Source organism: Paenibacillus sp. GCM10027628 (assembly GCF_042676385.1).
Classification (GTDB): Bacteria; Bacillota; Bacilli; order Paenibacillales; family NBRC-103111; genus Paenibacillus_E.
On record NZ_JBHTHA010000036.1, the window covers coordinates 37,698 to 58,133 of the forward strand.

General features: G+C 47.2%; 19 protein-coding genes and 1 pseudogene. 8 read left to right on the plus strand and 12 right to left on the minus strand.

The genetic code is table 11. The features are described from left to right. The first annotated feature begins 34 nt into the window (after positions 1-34). Complete coding sequence (locus ACFQZT_RS23015; RefSeq protein ID WP_379303521.1) at positions 35-931, plus strand: YitT family protein; 897 nt, start codon at positions 35-37, stop codon at positions 929-931. A gap of 75 nt (positions 932-1,006) precedes the next feature. Here ACFQZT_RS23015 and ACFQZT_RS23020 read toward each other — a convergent pair whose 3' ends face one another. Further along, entirely contained in the window at positions 1,007-1,312 is a 306-nt protein-coding gene (locus ACFQZT_RS23020) for a hypothetical protein (RefSeq protein ID WP_379303523.1), read from the minus strand. A gap of 59 nt (positions 1,313-1,371) precedes the next feature. Here ACFQZT_RS23020 and ACFQZT_RS23025 point away from each other — a divergent pair. After that, positions 1,372-2,052 (plus strand): annotated as a pseudogene (locus ACFQZT_RS23025) (SDR family NAD(P)-dependent oxidoreductase); the annotation flags it as partial. 50 nt (positions 2,053-2,102) lie between these two features. On the opposite strand, the gene ACFQZT_RS23030 reads toward ACFQZT_RS23025, so the two are convergent. Next, positions 2,103-3,476 (minus strand): MFS transporter, encoded by a 1,374-nt coding sequence (locus tag ACFQZT_RS23030; protein WP_379303525.1) that lies wholly within the window; start codon positions 3,474-3,476, stop codon positions 2,103-2,105. Between the two features lie 174 nt (positions 3,477-3,650). On the opposite strand from ACFQZT_RS23030, the gene ACFQZT_RS23035 reads away from it, so the two are divergent. Beyond that, positions 3,651-4,523, plus strand: coding sequence for a LysR family transcriptional regulator (locus ACFQZT_RS23035; RefSeq protein WP_379303527.1), 873 nt, complete (start codon positions 3,651-3,653; stop codon positions 4,521-4,523). Between the two features lie 419 nt (positions 4,524-4,942). Here the strand turns inward: ACFQZT_RS23035 and ACFQZT_RS23040 are convergent, their stop codons facing one another. Continuing rightward, entirely contained in the window at positions 4,943-5,977 is a 1,035-nt protein-coding gene (locus ACFQZT_RS23040) for a Gfo/Idh/MocA family protein (RefSeq protein ID WP_379303529.1), read from the minus strand. A 162-nt stretch (positions 5,978-6,139) separates the two neighbouring features. Between ACFQZT_RS23040 and ACFQZT_RS23045 the strand changes: the two genes are divergently transcribed. Further along, complete coding sequence (locus ACFQZT_RS23045) at positions 6,140-7,039, plus strand: helix-turn-helix domain-containing protein (protein WP_379303531.1); 900 nt, start codon at positions 6,140-6,142, stop codon at positions 7,037-7,039. On the opposite strand, the gene ACFQZT_RS23050 is transcribed toward ACFQZT_RS23045, so the two are convergent. Further along, positions 7,040-8,389, minus strand: a complete 1,350-nt coding sequence (locus ACFQZT_RS23050; protein ID WP_379303533.1) for a uracil/xanthine transporter — start codon at positions 8,387-8,389, stop codon at positions 7,040-7,042. Between the two features lie 189 nt (positions 8,390-8,578). On the opposite strand from ACFQZT_RS23050, the gene ACFQZT_RS23055 reads away from it, so the two are divergent. Further along, on the plus strand, positions 8,579-9,457 hold the full coding sequence (locus tag ACFQZT_RS23055) for a LysR family transcriptional regulator (protein WP_379303535.1): 879 nt from the start codon (positions 8,579-8,581) through the stop codon (positions 9,455-9,457). Positions 9,458-9,508: 51 nt separating this feature from the next. Here the strand turns inward: ACFQZT_RS23055 and ACFQZT_RS23060 are convergent, their stop codons facing one another. Together ACFQZT_RS23060 and ACFQZT_RS23065 are read right to left on the minus strand one after the other, a co-directional pair. Beyond that, the gene (locus ACFQZT_RS23060; protein WP_379303537.1) at positions 9,509-9,772 is read right to left on the minus strand and encodes an HPr family phosphocarrier protein; all 264 of its coding nucleotides are present in this window, start codon (positions 9,770-9,772) and stop codon (positions 9,509-9,511) included. A 28-nt stretch (positions 9,773-9,800) separates the two neighbouring features. Next, entirely contained in the window at positions 9,801-10,889 is a 1,089-nt protein-coding gene (locus tag ACFQZT_RS23065; protein ID WP_379303539.1) for a M24 family metallopeptidase, read from the minus strand. A 281-nt stretch (positions 10,890-11,170) separates the two neighbouring features. Between ACFQZT_RS23065 and ACFQZT_RS23070 the strand changes: the two genes are divergently transcribed. Further along, positions 11,171-12,061, plus strand: a complete 891-nt coding sequence (locus ACFQZT_RS23070) for a cation diffusion facilitator family transporter (protein ID WP_379303541.1) — start codon at positions 11,171-11,173, stop codon at positions 12,059-12,061. Between the two features lie 97 nt (positions 12,062-12,158). On the opposite strand, the gene ACFQZT_RS23075 is transcribed toward ACFQZT_RS23070, so the two are convergent. Both ACFQZT_RS23075 and ACFQZT_RS23080 read right to left on the minus strand, forming a co-directional pair. Continuing rightward, positions 12,159-12,800, minus strand: coding sequence for an NAD(P)-dependent oxidoreductase (locus tag ACFQZT_RS23075; RefSeq protein WP_379303543.1), 642 nt, complete (start codon positions 12,798-12,800; stop codon positions 12,159-12,161). Between the two features lie 166 nt (positions 12,801-12,966). After that, entirely contained in the window at positions 12,967-14,022 is a 1,056-nt protein-coding gene (locus ACFQZT_RS23080; protein WP_379303545.1) for a YeiH family protein, read from the minus strand. A gap of 146 nt (positions 14,023-14,168) precedes the next feature. Between ACFQZT_RS23080 and ACFQZT_RS23085 the strand changes: the two genes are divergently transcribed. Next, positions 14,169-15,062, plus strand: coding sequence for a selenium metabolism-associated LysR family transcriptional regulator (locus ACFQZT_RS23085; RefSeq protein WP_379303547.1), 894 nt, complete (start codon positions 14,169-14,171; stop codon positions 15,060-15,062). Between the two features lie 463 nt (positions 15,063-15,525). Here the strand turns inward: ACFQZT_RS23085 and msrA are convergent, their stop codons facing one another. Further along, positions 15,526-16,521 (minus strand): peptide-methionine (S)-S-oxide reductase MsrA, encoded by a 996-nt coding sequence (gene msrA / locus ACFQZT_RS23090; RefSeq protein WP_379303549.1) that lies wholly within the window; start codon positions 16,519-16,521, stop codon positions 15,526-15,528. 108 nt (positions 16,522-16,629) lie between these two features. Next, positions 16,630-17,562, minus strand: a complete 933-nt coding sequence (locus ACFQZT_RS23095; protein ID WP_379303551.1) for a manganese-dependent inorganic pyrophosphatase — start codon at positions 17,560-17,562, stop codon at positions 16,630-16,632. 259 nt (positions 17,563-17,821) lie between these two features. Here ACFQZT_RS23095 and ACFQZT_RS23100 point away from each other — a divergent pair, with 259 nt between their 5' ends. Then, positions 17,822-18,517, plus strand: coding sequence for a DUF6022 family protein (locus ACFQZT_RS23100; protein WP_379303553.1), 696 nt, complete (start codon positions 17,822-17,824; stop codon positions 18,515-18,517). On the opposite strand, the gene ACFQZT_RS23105 is transcribed toward ACFQZT_RS23100, so the two are convergent. Beyond that, positions 18,510-19,259, minus strand: a complete 750-nt coding sequence (locus ACFQZT_RS23105; protein WP_379303555.1) for a polysaccharide deacetylase family protein — start codon at positions 19,257-19,259, stop codon at positions 18,510-18,512. The genes ACFQZT_RS23100 and ACFQZT_RS23105 overlap by 8 nt on opposite strands. A 48-nt stretch (positions 19,260-19,307) precedes the next feature. Next, entirely contained in the window at positions 19,308-20,420 is a 1,113-nt protein-coding gene (locus tag ACFQZT_RS23110; RefSeq protein ID WP_379303557.1) for a GerAB/ArcD/ProY family transporter, read from the minus strand. Positions 20,421-20,436 lie beyond the last annotated feature (16 nt).

Here is a 20,436-nt window from a genome sequence, read left to right on the forward strand (position 1 = left end):
CAAATGAATGAATTGTGGAAAGAGGGAACCTTCGATGTCGAACGCAACAACGCAAGCGAAACAAATACAATCCCAGCATCAAAAGTTAAAAAGATCTAAATTTTTAAGAAGAATTTTGTTCATGTTGATCGGATCCGCCCTGTTCTCGGTTGGATTGGAAATTTTTCTCGTTCCTAACAATATTATTGACGGCGGCGTTGTCGGTATATCCATCATTATTTCGCATTTGACCCACCTGCCTTTGGGCGTGTTTCTAGTCCTGCTCAACTTGCCGTTTTTACTGCTTGGTTATAAACAAATTGGCAAAACGTTCGCGATCTCAACGCTTTTCTCCGTCATCATTATGTCGATTGGAAGCTCACTGCTTCATCCCGTTCAAGCGATTACCATCGATCCGCTGCTCGCGGCTGTGTTTGGCGGCATCATCTTAGGGATCGGCGTCGGTCTGGTCATCCGCTCAGGCGGCTCGCTGGACGGAACTGAAATTGTAGCCATTTTAGTTAGTAAAAAGACACCGTTCTCCGTCGGCGAAATCGTCATGTTCTTTAATCTTTTTATCCTTGGCAGCGCCGGTTTCGTATTCGGTTGGGATCATGCCATGTATTCCCTCATTGCCTATTATATTGCTTTCAAGATGATCGATATTACGATCGAGGGGCTGGACCAGTCCAAATCGGTATGGATCATTAGTGATGAATCGGTACGGATTGGAGACGCCATCACACATCGGCTAGGCCGCGGAGTCACTTACCTCATGGGAGAAGGTGCTTTTACCGGGGATGACAAAAAAGTCATTTTCAGCGTCATTACGCGCCTGGAAGAAGCGAAGCTGAAGTCCATCGTCGATGAACTCGATCCGAGAGCCTTTCTCGCCATCGGCAACATTCATGATGTAAAAGGCGGACGCTTTAAGAAAAAGGATATTCACTAAAAGAAAAAGAGGGATTAAGGCTGAATGGGCCTTGATTCCTCTTTTTTTGCTTCTATTCTTGCTTGTCATCCCATGCTAAGCCTGTAGATATTGAAGAAAGATCTGTTTAAGAATTCGCAGCTGACGCTCTGGCTCCATCTCCATTTGCGGCAAGAGCACATTGCGCTGTGCGGACAGCTTCTTGGCATAAGTGCCAAAATTATTCGCTATCGCCGACAGGATCTCTTGAACCGAAATACCGGAACGAATGGATCCGTCATAAACGCCTTGTTCGAAGATACGCTTATAAATCGCAATAATTTTTCGAGACGCCTTTTCATAGACTTGAATATCCTCTAAGGGTTCAACCGTTAGGGATTGGTAGCTTTCGAAAGCTTCCAACAGCTTCGTATTCTGGCTATGCGCCTCTTGCGTGTAGGAGATAAACAGATCCAGCAGTTGCGAACGGCACCAAAATCGTCGTTGTCGATTTCAATCAACAAACCGGGGAAGAAACCCTCCAACTCATTCAACAGGCCGGCGGCGAAGGTATTTTTGTGCAAGCGAATGTCTCCATACAAGCAGATGTGCAAAACTACGTGAATAAAGCAGTTGAAGCTTACGGTCGCATCGACGTCTTTTTCAATAATGCCGGAGTCTTGCAAACCTTCGCTCCGTTAACAGGTATCGAAGAATCCGAATTTGACCGCATTATGGCAGTGAATGTGAAAGGCGTATTCCTGGGGCTGAAGTATGTGCTGCAAGTGATGGAGTCGCAAGGCAGCGGAGTCATTATTAATACGGCATCAACGGCAGGACTTCGCAGCGAACATAGCTTGGCCGTTTATTCCGCCAGCAAGCACGCTGTAATCGGTCTTACGAAATCGGCTGCACTCGAATACGTGAAAAAAGGCATCCGCGTCAACGCGATCTGCCCTGGCGGTGTAGCGACAGCACTAACCGCTTCCGTTCTTGATATGTTTGCCAAAACAGGCTATGTGCCTGAAGAACTTCCGAACATGAGAATTGGGCGTTATGCCGAACCTGCGGAATTAGCGGAAGTCGTCGCATTCTTGGCTTCGCCGGCTGCCAGCTACATGACAGGTTCCATCGTTGCGGCAGATGGCGGTTTGACCCTGTAATTGACATAAAACAATCGAGAAAAGGGACCTCAGCGAGGCCCCTTCTTTTTTCAACTGGCTTCCATTTTTCGGGGCTTCCTATCGGCTCTGCCGAATTGAAAATGATACAGCAATAAAATACACAAATACAATATCACAATAACAAAATATATATTGCTGAATACAAACGCTTCTGGATGTAAATTTACCGGATTCCACTTGGAAACCGAGCCTTGGTCTACCATCTTGCTGAATACACTGGCGGAGACGGCCCCGGCGATAAAGTTCAGCATGGCCATGAGTCCCATTCCCACCCCGATCTGTTCTTTGGGCAGTGTCTGTGAAATGGCATTGGACAGAGAAATATAGATGAATGTTTGCCCCACATTACCGAGGATGAGGAAAATGCCGATGAAAACTGGCGAAGCCCCTGCAAAGCTGGAGAACAATAGAAAACATGCGAGCAGCAGCACGGATGCTGTATAAAATAGAAACGGGTTCCCTTTTGCATCCGCTAACTTTCCGGCTTTTCGACTCAGAATGGCCGAAGTGATCGCCGCAGGAACCATCGTAAACCCAACGAGCCCTGGAGCCAAATGATTAACTTGTGACAACAACTGCGGGCTTAGAAAAGGAAGCGAGTAACCAATGGCGGTTACGAGAAACGCAATCATCAGTCCTAACGAGTAACTTTTGTTTTTGAACAGATTAGGCCGAATAAAGGGTTCCGCTGATGTCCGAATATGAATTACAAAAAATACGGCCATGACCAGAAAGCTGACGGCCAGTTCCCACGTCTCATACGTGATAGCTAGAAGCAGTAAAGCCACCGTTCCAGCAAGCAGCCCGCCGCCAATCCAATCGATCTTGGCTGACTTCCCGTGTTCATCGTCCAAATATTTGCGGTAATATGGCAAAGCGAACAACGTAAAGAGCGGCATGCAAAACAGCCATCTCCAATGCACGACACTGACCACTAAAGCGGCAACAACCGGTCCAATCGCGCTGCCGATCGCTAAACCGCTCATTGATATCCCCAATGCGCGTCCTCTGCTTTCCGGTGGAAAAAAGCGTACGGGAATGATTCCAGCCGTTGCCGGAATAACCGCAGCCCCCACCGCTTGTAAAATTCGTCCCAGGAGAACCATCCAATATTCTTGAGCGGCTAGCCCGATCATAGAACCGAATGCAAAAAATATGAGACCGAATGTAAGCAAATTTTTGAGTTTGTAGATGTCGGCCAGCTTCCCGTAGATAACGGTTCCGATCGCATAGATCAGCAAAAAGGCTGACGAGACCCAGCTAACTTGCGCGAAAGAAAGATGAAACTCCGCACTGATCTGTGGCAATACAATATTGAACATGGTTGCGCTCATAACGGATATGACTAGCGTAAAAGCAAGAATGCGAATTATTTTTTCTCCATGTTGAACTCCGGTTTCCATTCTCTTATCCCCACCCTCTATCTGTTGAATCCTTCTGTTCCTTGCAATCTTTTTCCCGGGAGTTTGATTGTTCTCATGCACAGATTTAGTTTATAATGAATTTTATATAAATAAAAATATATCTTATTCAATATAATTCATGCCTTCCAGTATATGAATGGAGGAATAATGAGGATGGAACTGCTTCAACTTCAATATTTTCGTACAGTCGCCAGACTCGAACATATGACCAAAGCTGCCCAAGAGCTGCGCATTGCCCAGCCGGCGCTCAGCAAAACAATTGCCAGATTAGAAGAAAATTTGGGCGTACCGCTCTTCGACCGTCAAGGCAGACAAATCCGGCTCAACACGTTTGGAAAAGCTTTTCTGGAGAAAACCGAAACAGCCTTAACAGCTCTCGAAGAAGGCCGCAGACAAGTCAGCGATCTTGCAGGAATGAAGAATGGGAGCATTTCTCTTGCGACATCTACTTTGAACCGTCTTTCGGAACCATTGGGGCTGTTTCTTGCCCAATATCCGGAGGTAAACTTTAAGATTTCCCAAGCTTCCATGGATGAAATTGCCAATTTGATTGAGAATGGGAGCGTCGACTTCGGCTTCACCGCTTTGCCGATCCAACGGCAGGGAATAAGCGAACAGACTGTATTGAATGAGGAAGTCTTATTGGCACTTCCGCCTGGGCACCGCTTGGCCAATCGGCTAAGCGTCTCCTTGAACGAAGTGGCTGATGATCCTTTCATTGGATATAAGGAAGGCTATTTATTCCAGAAGATGAATGATGAGTTCTGCAAAAAAGCTGGTTTCACGCCGAAAGTCGTCTGTGAGGTCGATGAGCCTGGCGCAATAGCCAATCTAGTCCGTGCAGGTCTTGGCATCGCGTTCATTGGTTCTTGCAATAGCGATGATACGTCACTTGTTTCACTGCCGATTAATAACCCTGTCTGTAGGCGTACTTTCCAATTGGCATGGAATGACAAGCATTATCTATCGAAGGCAGCCCTTGAGTTTCGGGACTTTGTCATCCGGTATTTTGACGAGCTGCAATGAGAAAAACTAGATGCTGGCGGTCACTAACAAAGTCCGATTGGCCATAGCCCCCTTATTTAATTGCAAGGGGTTATTCCTCCATCTTCTCGTCTGTAAAGATGAAAAATATCGTTCGAGACGCGATTCCAACATGCCTCCATGTCTTTTACGATGATAATCATCTTTCCAGCATCGCTCAGCATACAAAACTACTTTTTTTCTCGTCTCTAAGTATTCAAAACATCGTTAGAGATACGATTTCATTTCCCCTTGCCTACTTTAACGATGAAAAACACCTCTACAGGTGTGCACTTTTAGCAAAGGTATCCCTAACGCTCTATCTGTAAAGGATTTAAACATTCTAAACTAAGTAAAAAAACCTAACGACATGGACATCGTTAGGTTTCTTCTAAGCCCTCTTCACTTAGGGCTTTTTTTGCTTAACGCCAGTACGTGCCAAGATCGATCTTCTGCCCGCTCTTCGCGCTCTCCAGAGCGCCGAGCACCATCGCCATGCTTTTGATATTGTCGCGGCAGTCCGTCTCCGCCCGGCGCCCTTCCTGCAGCGCGGCGAACATCTCGTCGAGGCAGCCTGCGTGTCCGCCTCGGCCCGGCCAACGAACGTCCGCCTCCACCCGCTGGTGGTCGCGGACGAACTTACCGGCTTGGTCGCCGGGCGCCACGATCTCGGCGTACGGCGCGCCGAGCCCGTCCCAAATGGCCGTGCCGAGCTCGCCAGTCACGCGCCAGGCGGCCTCCCAGGTGGTCGGCGCTCCTTCCGCGCACCAAGAGCCGCGGTAGCAGAACACAGAGCCATCTGACATCTCGTAGATGCAGATGGCCGAAGCGTTTCCGGCGTACCAGGAGCCGGGCGGGTTAAATTCGTGGCAGTACACCGTAACGGGGTCTGCCCCAGTAATCAGGCGAGCCTGATCGAACGTGTGGATCGCCATGTCCAGAATCAGCGGGCTTCCCATCGCATCGCGAAAGCCGCCAAAATGCGGCGCCAGGAAGAAATCGGCGCCCACATACCCGACGCGGCCAATCGTGCCCGCGTCAATTAGCTCCCGCAGCGCGCGGATATTCGCGTCGTAGCGGCGGTTTTGCATGACGGAGAGCGACCTCCCCGTCTGCTCGGCTATGGCCACGATCTCGCGAGCTTCCGCCATCGTGGCGGCCATCGGCTTTTCGCCGAAGACATCGCAGCCGTGCCGGAGCGATGTCGTACAGACCTGGTAATGGCTGGACGGAACAGTGATGTCCAGCACCAGATTCGCGCCGGTCTCTTCAATCGCCCGCGTCACATCGGTATATACCGCACATGTCAATCCATGGCGTTCAGCCATTGCCTGAGCGAACTTTTCTTGAATATCTACCAGTGCGACAATCTCCGCATATTCGCGCTCCAGCACATCTTTCACCCATACATTCGCCATCCCGCCGCAGCCGGCGACAACGACCCGATACATGCTCATTGGTCAACACTCCTCCAGCGATCATTGTGTCATTCCGTATTGTTCATCATTCCAAAATTGGTTATAGTTATCGTAATAACCCCATTCTAAACCTTAATTTCACGATCTTCTCTATCCAATCTTGTGTTTTTTTAGCTCAATCTTGTGTCTGGAGGACGAACAATGGCCTACCCTCAGGAGCTTTGGGAGGACACCCGATTAAACGACAGCAACTATCCGATTAACATCTTTCATAATCAGGCCAAATCGGTACAGAAAGGCACAATGATCTTATTCATGCACTGGCATGAACATTTCGAAATCATCGTTATGAAAGCCGGTCAAGCTGTATTCCATATTGATGGGAAGCCCTATGAAGCCGAAGCGGGCGACATCCTCATCGTCCATTCGGGCAGCCTTCATACGGGCTATAGCTCAAGCGGGCATGATGTTGAATACGATTCGATCGTCTTCAATCGATCTCTGCTTCGAAGTCTAGTGATGCCGGATCCCGCACACGCGATATGGGTTGAGCCCTTCTTAAATGGTCATGTAACTTTCCCGGTCAAACTGGCTCGAGACAATGACCGGACTCTTACTTTTAGCACCCTTCTACAGCAAATTACCCAAGAATTCGATCTTAAAATGAACGGTTACGAGCTTGTCATCAGAAGCTCGCTTTATATGTTAATTACGCTTCTTTCGCGTGCATACATGCCTATTTCAAGCCCAGAAGCGACATCGCCTGCACTCCTTAGAAATCGCGCAAGATTCAAGCAACTACTGCTGGATATAGAGACACAGTTCCATGATCCAATGACCGTGGAACAAGCTGCTAAGCAGGTGAATCTGAACGTATTTCACTTCTGCAAAACGTTCAAAAAGACGACCGGCAGCACATTCATCGAATACGTGAATCTCATTCGAGTGCGTGCTGCCGAGCGTCTTCTTATGGAAACGGATTGGACCGTAACGGAAATTGCCGATCGTATCGGCTGCGGCAATCCGAACTATTTTACCAAGTTATTCAAGCAGTATAAAGGTACGACTCCTTCTCAGTTCAGGAAAAACGCGCCAAGTTAATCAACGTGCTGATACCTGCTCATGCATTCTTTCTTGAGAAACCGGGATCGGATGAGGCGCCGCGGGCAGCTCATATTTGGACCAGTTCACCACGGACTCCAGCAACACGGATAGAAGAACCCCCATCGCCAGCCCGTTGCTCACTAGCGGTCGAATATAAAGTGGGAGCAGCGAGTAAGCTTGCGGGGGAATGTTCATGATACTAACCCCAAGCAGAACAGGCATTGCGATCCGGTATATCGTTTTGGAATTGAACGGTATGCCTTGAATCGTCCGGAGCGAAGTGCCGAACATTTGCAAATAAGCGACGAACAGCACGGCATTTCCGACACTCGCGGGCAGGGATGAAAATAGTCCGCTCAATGCCGGAATAAGGCCTAAAGATGCGAAGAGCGCACCGCCTATAATTAGCGCCTTACGTTCCAGTATTTTCGTGCTTTCGAGTAATCCCACCGAAGAGGTAAACAGACCGAAAGGCAGCAGCCCGAAACAAGACGAGAACACCGTAAATACGCCGGTCAATACGTAGGAACGCTTATACTGTGCATCCGAAGTTTTGGTCTGGTACAATTTTTCCACGGTAGATAAACAAGTGATGGTGTTCGTCATGTTGATTAATCCCACGATAAACGCCGTAATGATGATACCAATTTGCATATTCGGTTTTCCCCAAGGAAATAACGCAAAAAAAGAACCGGCTTGCTGCTGCGCTTGATGCGTGCTCGGAAATAAAATTTCAAAGGCGATCCACCCGGCAACAATGCCGATTAAAATCGAATAGCTGCTGACAACGCGCGAGCCTTTCAGGTGAATGATCGCTACGAACAAGGCGATAACAATAGATAAAGCCGTGATCTTTAAATCCATCACACCTTGGCTATTCATCCCGAGCATGCCTTTGAAGAAATTCATGACCAACTGAATGGTCAGCAGAAATAAAGAAACACCCATTACGATCGGCGTGAATATTTTCTTCAGCACAACGTGAAAGCCAAGACTGCCGAGTATGATCATGGTCAAACCGGCTAGCAAAAACCCGCTCGCGAGTCCCCCGCCCACTTCCGTTAAGCTCATTCCTACCGATTGTGCCGATGCGCAAAGGTTCAGCACGAGTCCCCACCAGATCCCTGCAGGCCCATCCATCACCGCATACCGATGGCCCCACAAGGCTTGAAGAATACAAAGTACGCCGGTCAAAATGAAAGAACGCTGCAAAGAAGCCGCGATCTCTTCCGGGGCTAATTGAAACGCGTGTCCTATTGAAAGCGGTACGACAATCGTGTTCGTAAACATGAAAAACAACCACTGCACGCCGGCGAGCCCTATTTTCGGCGATATTTTAGTTAACATAAATCATCACTCACAACCTTTAATTGATCCATGAATCCATCCGTCCTTCCTTTACGCAACCCAGCTGTTTTGTGCGATTGACCAAACGCATTGTGCAAAAATATGATAACATGGGATTCAGCATAGGAATAATATATATTTTGTATCTTTCCCATACGATTTTCATATATCAAAGGAGCAATGAGTACGTTGGATATCAAACAACTCCGCTATTTTATCGCCATCGCCGAGGAAAAACAGATTACAGCAGCAGCTAAAAAGCTGCACATGGCGCAGCCTCCGCTAAGCCAGCAGTTAAAATTGCTGGAACAGGATTTGGGGGTCAAGCTGTTTGAAAAAAGAGGACGTTACTTGCAGTTGACCGAAGCCGGCACGACCTTATACCACTATGCCGTTAAGATCACGAAGGATATGGAGGAGGCGCAAACGGAGGTTACGCAGATCGGCAGCGGCGTCCGCGGCAAGTTATCGATCGGGATTAATACTATCTCGTATTACCCGCTGCCTAAATTGCTGCGAACATTCCGGGAAGCGTATCCGCATATTACTTATAAAATCCAGCAAAACGAGTCCGCCCAGCTCGCCAAACTGGTTAAAGAAAAAGTCATTGAGCTGGCTATCATCCGGTTGCCGCTGCTGCTTGACGATTTCGCCGTCCTGCAATTGCAAAAGGAGCCCTTTTACTTCGTGACATCCGAACCGCAGACGCAAGATACGAAGCGAATCACACTAGAGCAAATAGAGCTGTATCCCCTTATTTTGCCTAGCACAGACGGCTTGGGCATTTTCCATTTAATATTGGAAGAATTCCGAATCAGGAATCTAAGTCCCCAAATTATTGGGGAATGTTCCGACATTTCCATTCTGATGGAGCTCGTCTCATCGGGATTCGGTAGTACCATCGTTCCGGAGACCGTACTCAAGAAACACCGCGGATATCGGGTTCAAGCTTTCCCCCTTGAGGATTCGGAAGCTGCGGCATCTTCGGCGCTAATCTGGCTGAAACAACATTATTTATCGAAAGCTGCACAGCGATTCGTAGAACTGCTCACCTCATCATCCAAGTGAAATATAAAAGGAGCCTTGCCGGCATGATCGCCGGCTCTGCCCCCTTTTCAGCTATCGATAAGATTCAAATAAGTTGAACATGCCATGCATCGCTTCCTCTTCATCCTTCCCTTTCGTAACCAGACGTATCGACGTTCCCGCCTTTATCGGGACAAGGAGCATGCCCAGAAGACTTTTCACATCAACGACATGCTGTACTTGGTTATGCGGGTATTCAATCAAAATATCGGATATGAAATGGGAAGATTTACTGGAGATGTCGATAAGGTCGCTCCGCTCTATGTCCGCGTGTATCACAAACTCATGCACTCTCATTGTGCCACCTACCTTGCTAGCAAAATTCTTATCCGATGACCGTCAGTTCTTTCGGAAAGCTCGTTAACACTTCTACCCCATCATCTGTCACTAGCACGTTATCCTCTATTCGAACGCCGCCAAGGCCTGATATATATATGCCAGGCTCAGCCGTATAAACCATGCCTGTACGCAGTAAATCCGGATTGCCGCTATAGATGGACGGATATTCGTGGATTTCAAGACCCAGCCCATGTCCTGCACGGGTAATGAAGTACTCGCCGTAGCCTTTACTCGCAATCACTTGGCGTGCCGCTGCATCCAGACTGCCGATAGCCGCACCGGGACGTCCGGCCTCGATCATGCTCAAATTCGCTTGTAACACCGTTTCGTAGATTTCTTTGTGCTTGGCGCTGATCTCGCCAACGGCAAACGTCCGGGTGATGTCGGACGCATAGCCATCAACAAATACCCCCGCGTCGATGAGCAGCAGCTCGCCTTCGCGAATTGGACTGTTGCCCGGCACGCCATGAGGTAGACCCGATTTCTCTCCGGCTAATACCATCGTCTCGAACGAAGGCCCCTCGGCTCCCAATCGTTTCATGCGGTATTCCATTTCCGCAACGATATCTAGCTCCGTTACACCTGCTTTTACCAGCGGTAAGGTCGTTCGGATCACTTCCTCAATGCAGTGAATCGCGCGCTTCATGACGGCCACTTCTTCCTTACTTTTCACAACGCGAATCGATACAAGACCCGGCCCTAAATCCACCGCTTGTTCCGCCCCCGTCATCTCCATCAGAGCATGATAGCGCTTAACATTCAAATGCTCTTCTTGGATCCCGATCCGTGAAATTCTGCCTCCCAAGTATGGTTTCAACGTTGCGTACGGGTCTTCTTCATCTTTGTGGGAATAAATGTTATTGATACTTGAAACTCTAGCTGCTTTCTCATGATCCAGTACCGGCACAAAGAGGAAGGGCTCTTCCCCTTTAACGCAAACAAGCGCCATAAAGCGTTCATGCGGATCCGAGTAAAATCCCGTAAAATAATAAATTAGCTTAGGCAGTGTAATAAAAGCAACGTCCAGTCCCTGCTTTTCAAGAAGTGCGTTTAACTGATTCAACCTTTCGTTCATATGCATTCAGCAACCTTTCTCCGCGTTCGTAAGTTCTTCGTTCAACATCCAAATTGTACCACGGGTCCATCATCGAAACCACTTCATCTACTTCCGAAAATATTTGTAATTTCCTTCTATGTGTGGTATTATACAAAGATATTTTTGCAAAGTGAAGTGTTGAGATCATGCTCTCTTATTTATTACTAGATTCCCATATGAAAATAAATCCAAATCCCTTGACCAACCGGTCGAGGGATTTTTTTTCCTTGGGGAAACACTTCTGAAGGAGGTCATCTTTGATGAGCACTGACAACAAATCCTCGGTTTGGGCGATATGGATTTCCCTCATCAGCAACATTATTTTGACTGTAATCAAAATCGTGATTGGACTGCTCTTTTACAGTGAAGTTCTACTGGCAGACGGCGTTCACAACGCTGGAGATATTATTGCGACGATCGCTGCACTCAGCTCGATGCAAATATCGAAACTCCCTGCCGATGACGACCACCCCTATGGTCATGGCAAAGCAGAGGTGCTTGGCTCCGGATTTGTCGCCTTTATTTTAGGAATAGCTGCACTTTATATCGCTTATCATTCGATAGCAGGTTTTTTCGAAGATCCTAAAGCACCAAGCATAATCGCGTTAACCGCGGCAGCCGTTTCATTGATTTGGAAATATGTCCTTTATGCGTATACGCTGAGAATCGGCAAAAAAACGAACAGCAAAGGTCTTATTGCGACAGCCAAGGATCACCTTGCCGATGTTTATGCTTCTTTGGCGGCTGTTGTCGGGATTGGACTTGCGTTCCTTGGCGAAGCCTACCACCTTCATGTTCTAGCTTACGGCGATGCAGCGGCAGGAATTATTGTCTCTTTGTTAGTTTTGAAGCTTGCGATTGAGATGGGCAAGGAATCCTTTGACATTTTGATGGAAAAAACAGTCGACCAGCAGAAGCTGCTTCAATACACTTCGCTGATTCAAGCGATTCCACAAGTGAAACGCATCGACCGCATTCGCGCACGGGAGCATGGCCATTATATTTTGGTCGATGCCAGAGTTTCTATTCCGGGTGAGCTGACCATTCAACAGGGGCACGATATCTCTCGCGAAATCAAACGATCAATCATGGATCGCCATGCCGACGTGGATGAGGTGCTCATACATTTGAATCCGTGGTATAAAGAATAGCAATGCCAGAAAAAAAAGACGTAACTGGGATCATTTTTCCGCAGTACGTCCTTTTTTTATATATCTACTCCCTATGATCCTGTGATGCTAGCATTGATTATTCAGCTTCTGATACAACCGTGAATCGTTCGTTTCGATGCTGCGGATTCTCAATTTCATCCAATACGGCAATGGCATAGTCCGCATAACTGACATAGCTTTGACCCTGTGCATTCAGTAACAGATGGTCTTTTCCTTTTTGGTAAGCACCGGTACGTTTGCCAGCTGGATTGAAGAAAGCCGCCGGACTGAGGAATGTCCATTGAATGGAATCCGATTGCTGCAATTCCTTCAGATTTTCACCTTGGTTCAGTGCTGTTTGTAAATATTCTTTAGGGAATTCGGGCGTATCTACCAGACGGACGGTTTTGTCAGGATCGACATACAAGCTGCCTGCTCCGCCAACGACGAGGAGTCTGGTACTTGGAGCGCCTTTTAACGCTTCAATCAGTACTCTTCCTGCTTCTACATGTTTAAACTCCTGCCCCGGCGCTGCGCCAAATGCATTCACAACCACATCGAAACCGCTCAGATCCCCTGCTTTTAGTTCGAATACGTCTTTTACCAAAACCGCAACTTGATCATGATCAACTTTAGCTGCGTTTCTTACGATCGCTGTAACCGAATGCCCTCGATCCAACGCTTCCTTCACAATCACATTTCCCGCTTTTCCACTTGCTCCAATAACTGCTATTTTCATCTGACAATCCCTCCATAAATTGGCGTTTTCGTTGTAATGATTTTCGTTACAACTGACTTTGATGTAATCATTATAGTTACAACTAAGTTGAAATGTCAATACCTTCTCCAAATCTTATTTTAAATGGCTTGTCAGACTCCATTATTCCTTTCTCAGCATTCATTATTTACATAGTGAATATGACCACTCCATAACCAAATAGCGATAGCAGTATGGATCCAATCAGGCCTGCTGTAAATGATTGCATACCAAAACGACGGAATGCGCGGATGTTCACGCTGAGTCCCAGACCCGCCATCGCCATGGCAATAAAGAAATAGGCAGCATTAATTAGATCGTTAGTGAGTTCCTTCGATAATACGCCAGACGTATTCATGAAGCACATAACAATAAATCCAAGAATGAACCATGGAATGGGAACGGATCGCCATCTTTTGGATTCAGACACCCTATCCTTACCCCTACCTTCACACTTCTTGTCTTCTAAACGTCTAGTCCATATTCCAATCCCGATAGCTATGGGTACAAGCATAGCGACTCGCGTCAGCTTTACCATGACAGCCATATCCTCAGCTTCACGACCAACGGGTGCAGCCGCTGCGATGACATGGGCAATTTCGTGCAAAGTTCCGCCTGCCCAAATGCCATATCCTTGCGGCGTTAAACCCAAGTAAGGGTAAATCATCGTATAAACCATAGTGAATAACGTGCCTAATATCGCGACTGATGCCGCACTGATCGCAGTCTCTTCGTCACTTGCCCGCATTTGTGGCGCTATCGCTACTATCGCCGCGGCACCGCATATTGCCGTCCCGCATGCTGTGAGCATCCCGAGTCTTCGTTCAACTTTGAACAGGCGGGAAAGACCATAAACAACACAGATAGCGAACGCGATTTGAAGAATCGCTATGATAAGAAGCTGAGGGCCTGCTTGGATCAAATCATTCATATTCAACCGCATTCCTAACAAAATAATACCAAGCCGCAGCAATTTTTTACTTACGAATGAGGCGCCTGCAAATGTTTGCTCGGATACCCCCCTTGCTGCTTTCCAACCGATTCCGAGCATAATGGCAATAACTAATTGCCCCATGATGCTGAGTATGGGAAAACCGGATAACCCTTTTGCAATCAATGCCAGTGCTAGAGTAAGACCGATTCCTTTGGCGAATCCGAAACCCATTTGCTTCGTGTAGTAAGGAACTGCCTTGGCTCGTGCCATTGTGATCACTCCTTCGAGTTTTGCTTGGTAACCTCACTATAAGACGATGAGTTTAAGAATGGAAATACGAATCCCGCATTTGTACCATAAGTAAAACTTATGATAGACTTGTTAATACTGGGATTGTCTGAACGGAGGGGTATATTTTGATAATTGACACGTTAGCTGTTTTTGCTGCGGTATGCGAGCAAAGAAACTTCTCACGCGCCGCCGAGCTGCTGCATATCTCTCAACCCGGTGTCAGCCAGCATATTCGCAATCTTGAAGCCGAGCTCGGTGCAAAGCTGCTTCACCGCTCTCCTAAACAGGTGAAGTTAACTGAGGCCGGCGAAATTCTTTACAAACGCGCGAAGCAAATCATCGCGATCTATGAAGAAGCCAAGCAAGAAATGAACCTGCTGCAGCACAAGGTCAGCGGCTCACTCAAAATTGGCGCAAGCTTCACGATCGGCGAATATATGCTTCCGCGATTACTGGCTGATTATGCAAATCAATATCCGGAGGTTGACGCTAAAGTAAACATCGGCAATACACAAGAAATTGTCCAAGCTGTTCGTGACAATGATTTGGATATCGGACTCGTCGAAGGTCAAGTCTATGACGATGAACTTCGTATCACTCCTTATATGAAGGATGGATTAATTCTGATTGCACCGCCTAATCATCCCTTGTCCGGGCAGCGTTCTGTCGACCCGGATCGGCTTCAAAATCAAATCTGGATTCTTCGCGAGAGCGGTTCCGGAACGCGTGCATTCACCGAGCAATTCATTCGAGACGCTGGTCTTCATATCAAGCGTTCCTATGTGTTTAACAGCAGCCAGGGCGTTAAGGAATCTGTTGCCGCCGGCCTTGGAATTGCGATCCTATCACGCTGGATCGTTCGAAAAGAACTTGAAAGCGGCGAAGTGAACGAAATTCATCTGAAGGGACATGCATTTACGCGCGATTTCTTCATGATAAGTAATAATAATCATTCGCCTACAATGGCGATGACTGTTTTCGCCCAGAAAGTTACGAATGTGGGGGATGTTTTAGGCTAGAAAAATGGGTATACAGCCCGGCTTTCGGCCCTGGGCGCATATCTAAGCCTGTAAGGGCCTTTCGGGCTCTTTCAGGGGGACTTGCGACCTTTTTTGCTGCTGTAGCGGACAAAATGGGCGTTACAGCTTGCTATTTCCTTCCAAGATACATTTTTTCCGCCTGTAAGGCCAATTTTGGCTCTTTCAGGGGGACTTTCAAACTTTCTAGCTGCTGTTGCTGCCAAAATGGGCGTTACAGCTTATTTTATCTGCCTGGGCACAAAAAGCTCTAGCCGCTTCCAGTCTGCTCCTGCTCCTGCTCCTGCTCCTTCTCATTCTCCTTCCCCCTCTACCTCTACCTCTACCTCTACCTCTCCCTCACTCTCCACTCCTAACCCCCCCAATTACTTAATATCATACAAAAAGACGCCACTCGGAGACAAAACCTTCTCCTTTGGCGTCTTGCAATCAAATATGTGTAATGTTAGAACTTCTCCGAATTCCCATTTTCACGAAAGAATCGCAGATAAGCACCGTAGCCTTCCTTTTCCAAATCAGCAACAGGAATAAACCTTAACGAGGCGGAGTTAATGCAATACCTTAATCCTGTCGGTCCCGGTCCATCCGTAAATACGTGGCCTAAATGTGAGTCCGCCTCCTGGCTGCGCACTTCGGTCCGAACCATAAAGTGGCTCGTATCGATTTTTTCTTTCACCGTGCCTTGAAACAGCGGTTTCGTAAAACTAGGCCAGCCACACCCGGAATCAAACTTGTCGAAGGAGCTGAACAACGGTTCTCCGGAAACAATATCAACGTAAAGCCCCTCTTCGTGCGAGTCCCAGAACTCATTGGCAAACGGACGTTCCGTGGCATTATTCTGCGTCACTTCGTATTGCAGCGGAGTCAGCTGCTTTTTGCGCTCTTCTTTATCCCTGGCTGTGTTCCAGTGTTGCTCAATAAAAGCATCCCGTCCCGAGCCTTTGCGGTACGCTTTATAGCGCAGAGGATTTTTATGGTGATAGTCCTGATGGTACTCTTCCGCTTCGTAGAACGTTTCGGCCGGAACGATTTCCGTCACGATCGGACGGTTAAACCTGCCGCTTCGCTCCAACGCATCCTTGGACGCTTCAGCTTGCGCCCGCTGCTCATCATTATGATAGAAAATCGCTGTCCGGTATGACGACCCGCGATCATGGAATTGGCCGCCGGCATCCGTCGGGTCAATTTGACGCCAGAAGATTTCGAGCAATTTATCGAATGGAAAAAGTTCAGGATCGAACGTGATTTGTACGGCTTCCGCGTGACCTGTTGTCTCCGAACACACTTCTTTGTACGTCGGATTGCTCGTATGCCCGCCGATATAGCCCGAAATCACCGAAATAATGCCCGGCATCTCCTCAAAAGGCGTCACCATGCACCAAAAACATCCACCGGCAAAAGTCGCCAGCTCATAATGATTATGTCCCGTTTGTTCAACCATTCCAATCCACCTCTCTTCTCGTTTATCTCTTCTATGATATCAAAAGTATGGCAAAGAACCAAAAAACACCGCTCATTACGAACGGTGTCTGAAGTCTACAGCTATTGCTTACAGGTTATTGAAAACATCCGTTAATACAGGCACGATTTGCGATTTGCGCGAAACAACGCCTTTCAAGGTCGCTTTCTTATCTACCAAAGTCACGTTGTACGCCTTCTCAACTGCGTCTGTTTTACGGCCAAGCGCCAGTCCTACGGAATCATTGTTCAAAATGTCTGTCACAACGAACAGGAACAGATCGAGGTTTTTCTCTGCAATAATGCTAGTTAGTGCAGCTTCAAGCTCAGCTTGTTTAGCTAATACATCATTCACGTCAACCGCATTCACTTGCGCGATTTCCACTTTGTAGCTGCCCATTTGGAATTCTTTCGCATCGAGGGAAATCAATTGAGCGATCGTCTTGTCGCTAAGATCCGCGCCTGCTTTCAGCATGGCCAAACCGTAAGTATCAGCATCAACGCCTGCGATTTCAGCCAGTTCGCGAGCTGCGGCTACATCTTGCTCTGTGCAAGTTGGGGATTTGAACAGCAAGGAGTCAGAAATGATAGCGGACAGCATCAAACCAGCGATATCTTTATCGATCGCAACGCCGTTTTCTTTGTACAATTTATTTAAAATAGTCGCTGTGCAACCGACAGGCTCTGCGCGGTAGTAAAGCGGATGGCTTGTTTCAAAGTTAGCGATCCGGTGGTGATCAATAACCTCAACGACGCGAACTTGATCGATGTCGCTAGCGCTTTGTTGACGCTCAACGTGGTCGACGAGGATCACATTTTTCACTTCGTTAGCAACCGTTTCAACTTGGCGGGGCGCTGCTACCTTGAATGTATCGAGTGCATATTGCGTTTCGCCGTTTATGCTTCCCAGACGAACGGGCTCGACGTTTTGGCCTAGTTTAGTTTTCAAGGATGCGTAAGCAAGTGCAGAACAGATCGAATCGGTGTCCGGATTTTTATGTCCGAAAATGAGAGTTTTTTCCATTTCAAAGCTCCTTAATCGTTTTATGGTGACGAGAGTTTCAATCTCTAACTACGATTATACTAAAATATTGATGTAAATCCATTACTAATCCAAAAGCTTTAGTATGAATTCAAGATCCCCTTCTTTTGGCTGGGAAATCAGCCGCATCCGGATAGTCGAACAATTTTTCACTTGACAATTTTTCCATCCAGAATTAATCTACAATCATTAGATTATTCTATATTGTTTAAATTACTGAAACCATAAAGGAGTTAACAACATGCAATCTATTCAAGATTATCTTCAAGATCAAGAACCAACGATTCATTCTATTGCTTATTACGCAGATCAATGCATTAAACAATCCTCGCTTTCTGTACTGACAGAGCACAACAATGAGCTAACACACTTATTTAACGAGCACGGCGATCGTGCTTATGGGGTCTATATCCAAAAGTTTATGGCTCCCTTTTTCAAACAACTGAGCGACTATGGTCTTATTACGCGCCCGGGTTTTAACTTGGCTGATTCCGTCGAAAACTGGGGTCCCCCCGAAGAACGGGAACGCTGTGCATGGTATGTGATCAAGAAACCGGATGAGACTTTGCTTGGCACACTAATTTTGCAGGTATACCATTCTCATGTGAAATTTAATATTCCGAAAGCACCGCGGGCATTTGCACTGGAGGAAACTGAACGCGAAGCCATCTTGAATGCCCTATCCAACACAATGGTACGCATCCATCAAGATCCTAAGGATACTCTCCCTGATGTCGTTCCTGATGACTACTACCAGCAATGGGAGTACCATTATGAATCCGGACTTGGTGATATCTTGAAGAACAATAGCGGAAGGACATTAGGGCTGCTTATTGACAACTCGCTTTCCTGCTGGGGTCGTCACGGTTGGGAACTCGTATCGTTCGTTCCGCAAAATGAGCAATTGCTCGCTTTCTTTAAACGACCTGTCAGGTAACGTTATGCTTGATCTGCCGGACCCAGGTTCGAAAGCTGTCAACTCCACGCACGACGATGCGATGAAGTTCATAACGGTTCTGGGACGATGCAGCCCAGCCTGGCTTAGTAGTGAATGAGTAACGAAATCCCGCCTCCTTTAAAATCGCCAGCGTCTCCTCGTTATACTCGCCGTACGGATAAGCGAAAATATCTGCAGTCGTCCCGAGCTGAGCTTCGATCTGCCTGCGCGATTCCGTAATTTCCTCGCGCTGCTGGGCCGCTGTTAACTGCGGCAAATGCGGGTGCGTCATACTATGGGGCTGCACCTCCCACCCGGCCGCCAACATCTCCTTGATTTGCGGCCAGCTGAGGTAATTCTCGTGTCCGATGTTACCAGGCAATACGAACACTGCAGCCGGAAAGCCGTACTGCCGGAGAAGCGGAAGCGCCAACTCGTAGTTATCGACATAGCCGTCATCAAAGGTTAGCAGCACTGGTCTCCGCGGGACGACCTTTTTCTTCTCCAGCATAAGCGCGAAGTCGGACAGCGAGATGGGGGTATAATGATGCGCTGCCAAATATTTCATCTGGCGAGCAAAAGCATCGGGGTGGAGCACGTACGGGTTACCCGGTTCGATCCCAATACTATGGTAGTTAAGCACGGGGAGCGATACTTCGCTCTGAGGAGTATCCGCGGCAATTAGCAAAGATGTAAAGATTACGAGCAGAAGTAGAACAGTGAGCTTCCGTAATTGTTTCATTCAAACCTCCGTAAACGGACAAGAATCCTTCACTTTTCAGACGGGTAATTAACCGCTGCCATTCAACTTTTTCGCTCGCATCTTGCGCATCCATCCGACCCCTAGGATCAGAAAAGGGTACAAAAGCCCGAGAAGCAGCGACAATGGAATCCATGTCACGTCATCCCATTTCTGCTGATAAGCTTTGTTCGGATACACGACCAGGGAAAGGACAGTGATAATGATACCGATAGGCACACACAATATTTTATAATCGCGTAATTGGAGCACTGCCGCTAAACCTTTTATTGTCGCATAAAAAAAAATGGATAGTTTGAAATAGATAGATACCAACCAAAGGAAGGCTACAATAACTTCAATTCTTTGCAAAAAATTGCCGACATTAATTCGTTGGGCAAGCGCGTAACTAGGATACACTTGAGTAGCTGCATTATCCGCTCCTAACACTAGAATGCTGGCGACAACAATTGACAACAAAATCAAACCACTAACCACCACCCCTATTAAATAAGCTTTCTGAGCCTTCTGCAAACTAGTAACTTGATGCGTGATGACGCCGAAGGTAATAAACATGGAAATATAGGAGTAGGTTGTTACTTTTAGAGATGCCCCTATAACCGGCATGACAGAAATTTCCCCTATGGGCAATATTTGATTGGGCTCCACACTGGGAATAATAACCACGATGAACAAAATAAACAGCAGAACAATCCAAGGAAAGAAGATTTCTGCCGTTCTTGCGAGGACGACCATCCCCAATTTAGCCCCCATTAGAACAACACAGACTAATAATATGTTAATGGCTTGAATCGGAGTTGTCGGCATAATTTGGACGATCATAAACTCACCTACGTAAAATACCACTTGAGAACTAAAGATGAGCGTACAGAATGCAACGCTTAATGTGATTAGCTTCCCCAACCATTTGCCAAAAACGAGTTCATTAATCTCGAAAAGGGACGAAGACGGATTCTGCTTGGCAACGAGCATATATAACATGACTAACGCTGCTCCCATTCCAATCCCTAACAATTCCGGCATCCACGCGTCCTGCTTGGCTTCAGACGCTACCGTTGATGGAACGACTAAAATTGCAGTGCCAATCGCATATAAAATGACCATCACCATAAATTGCCTTGGGGTAAATTGATCTTTTCCCATGGATATACGTCCTCTT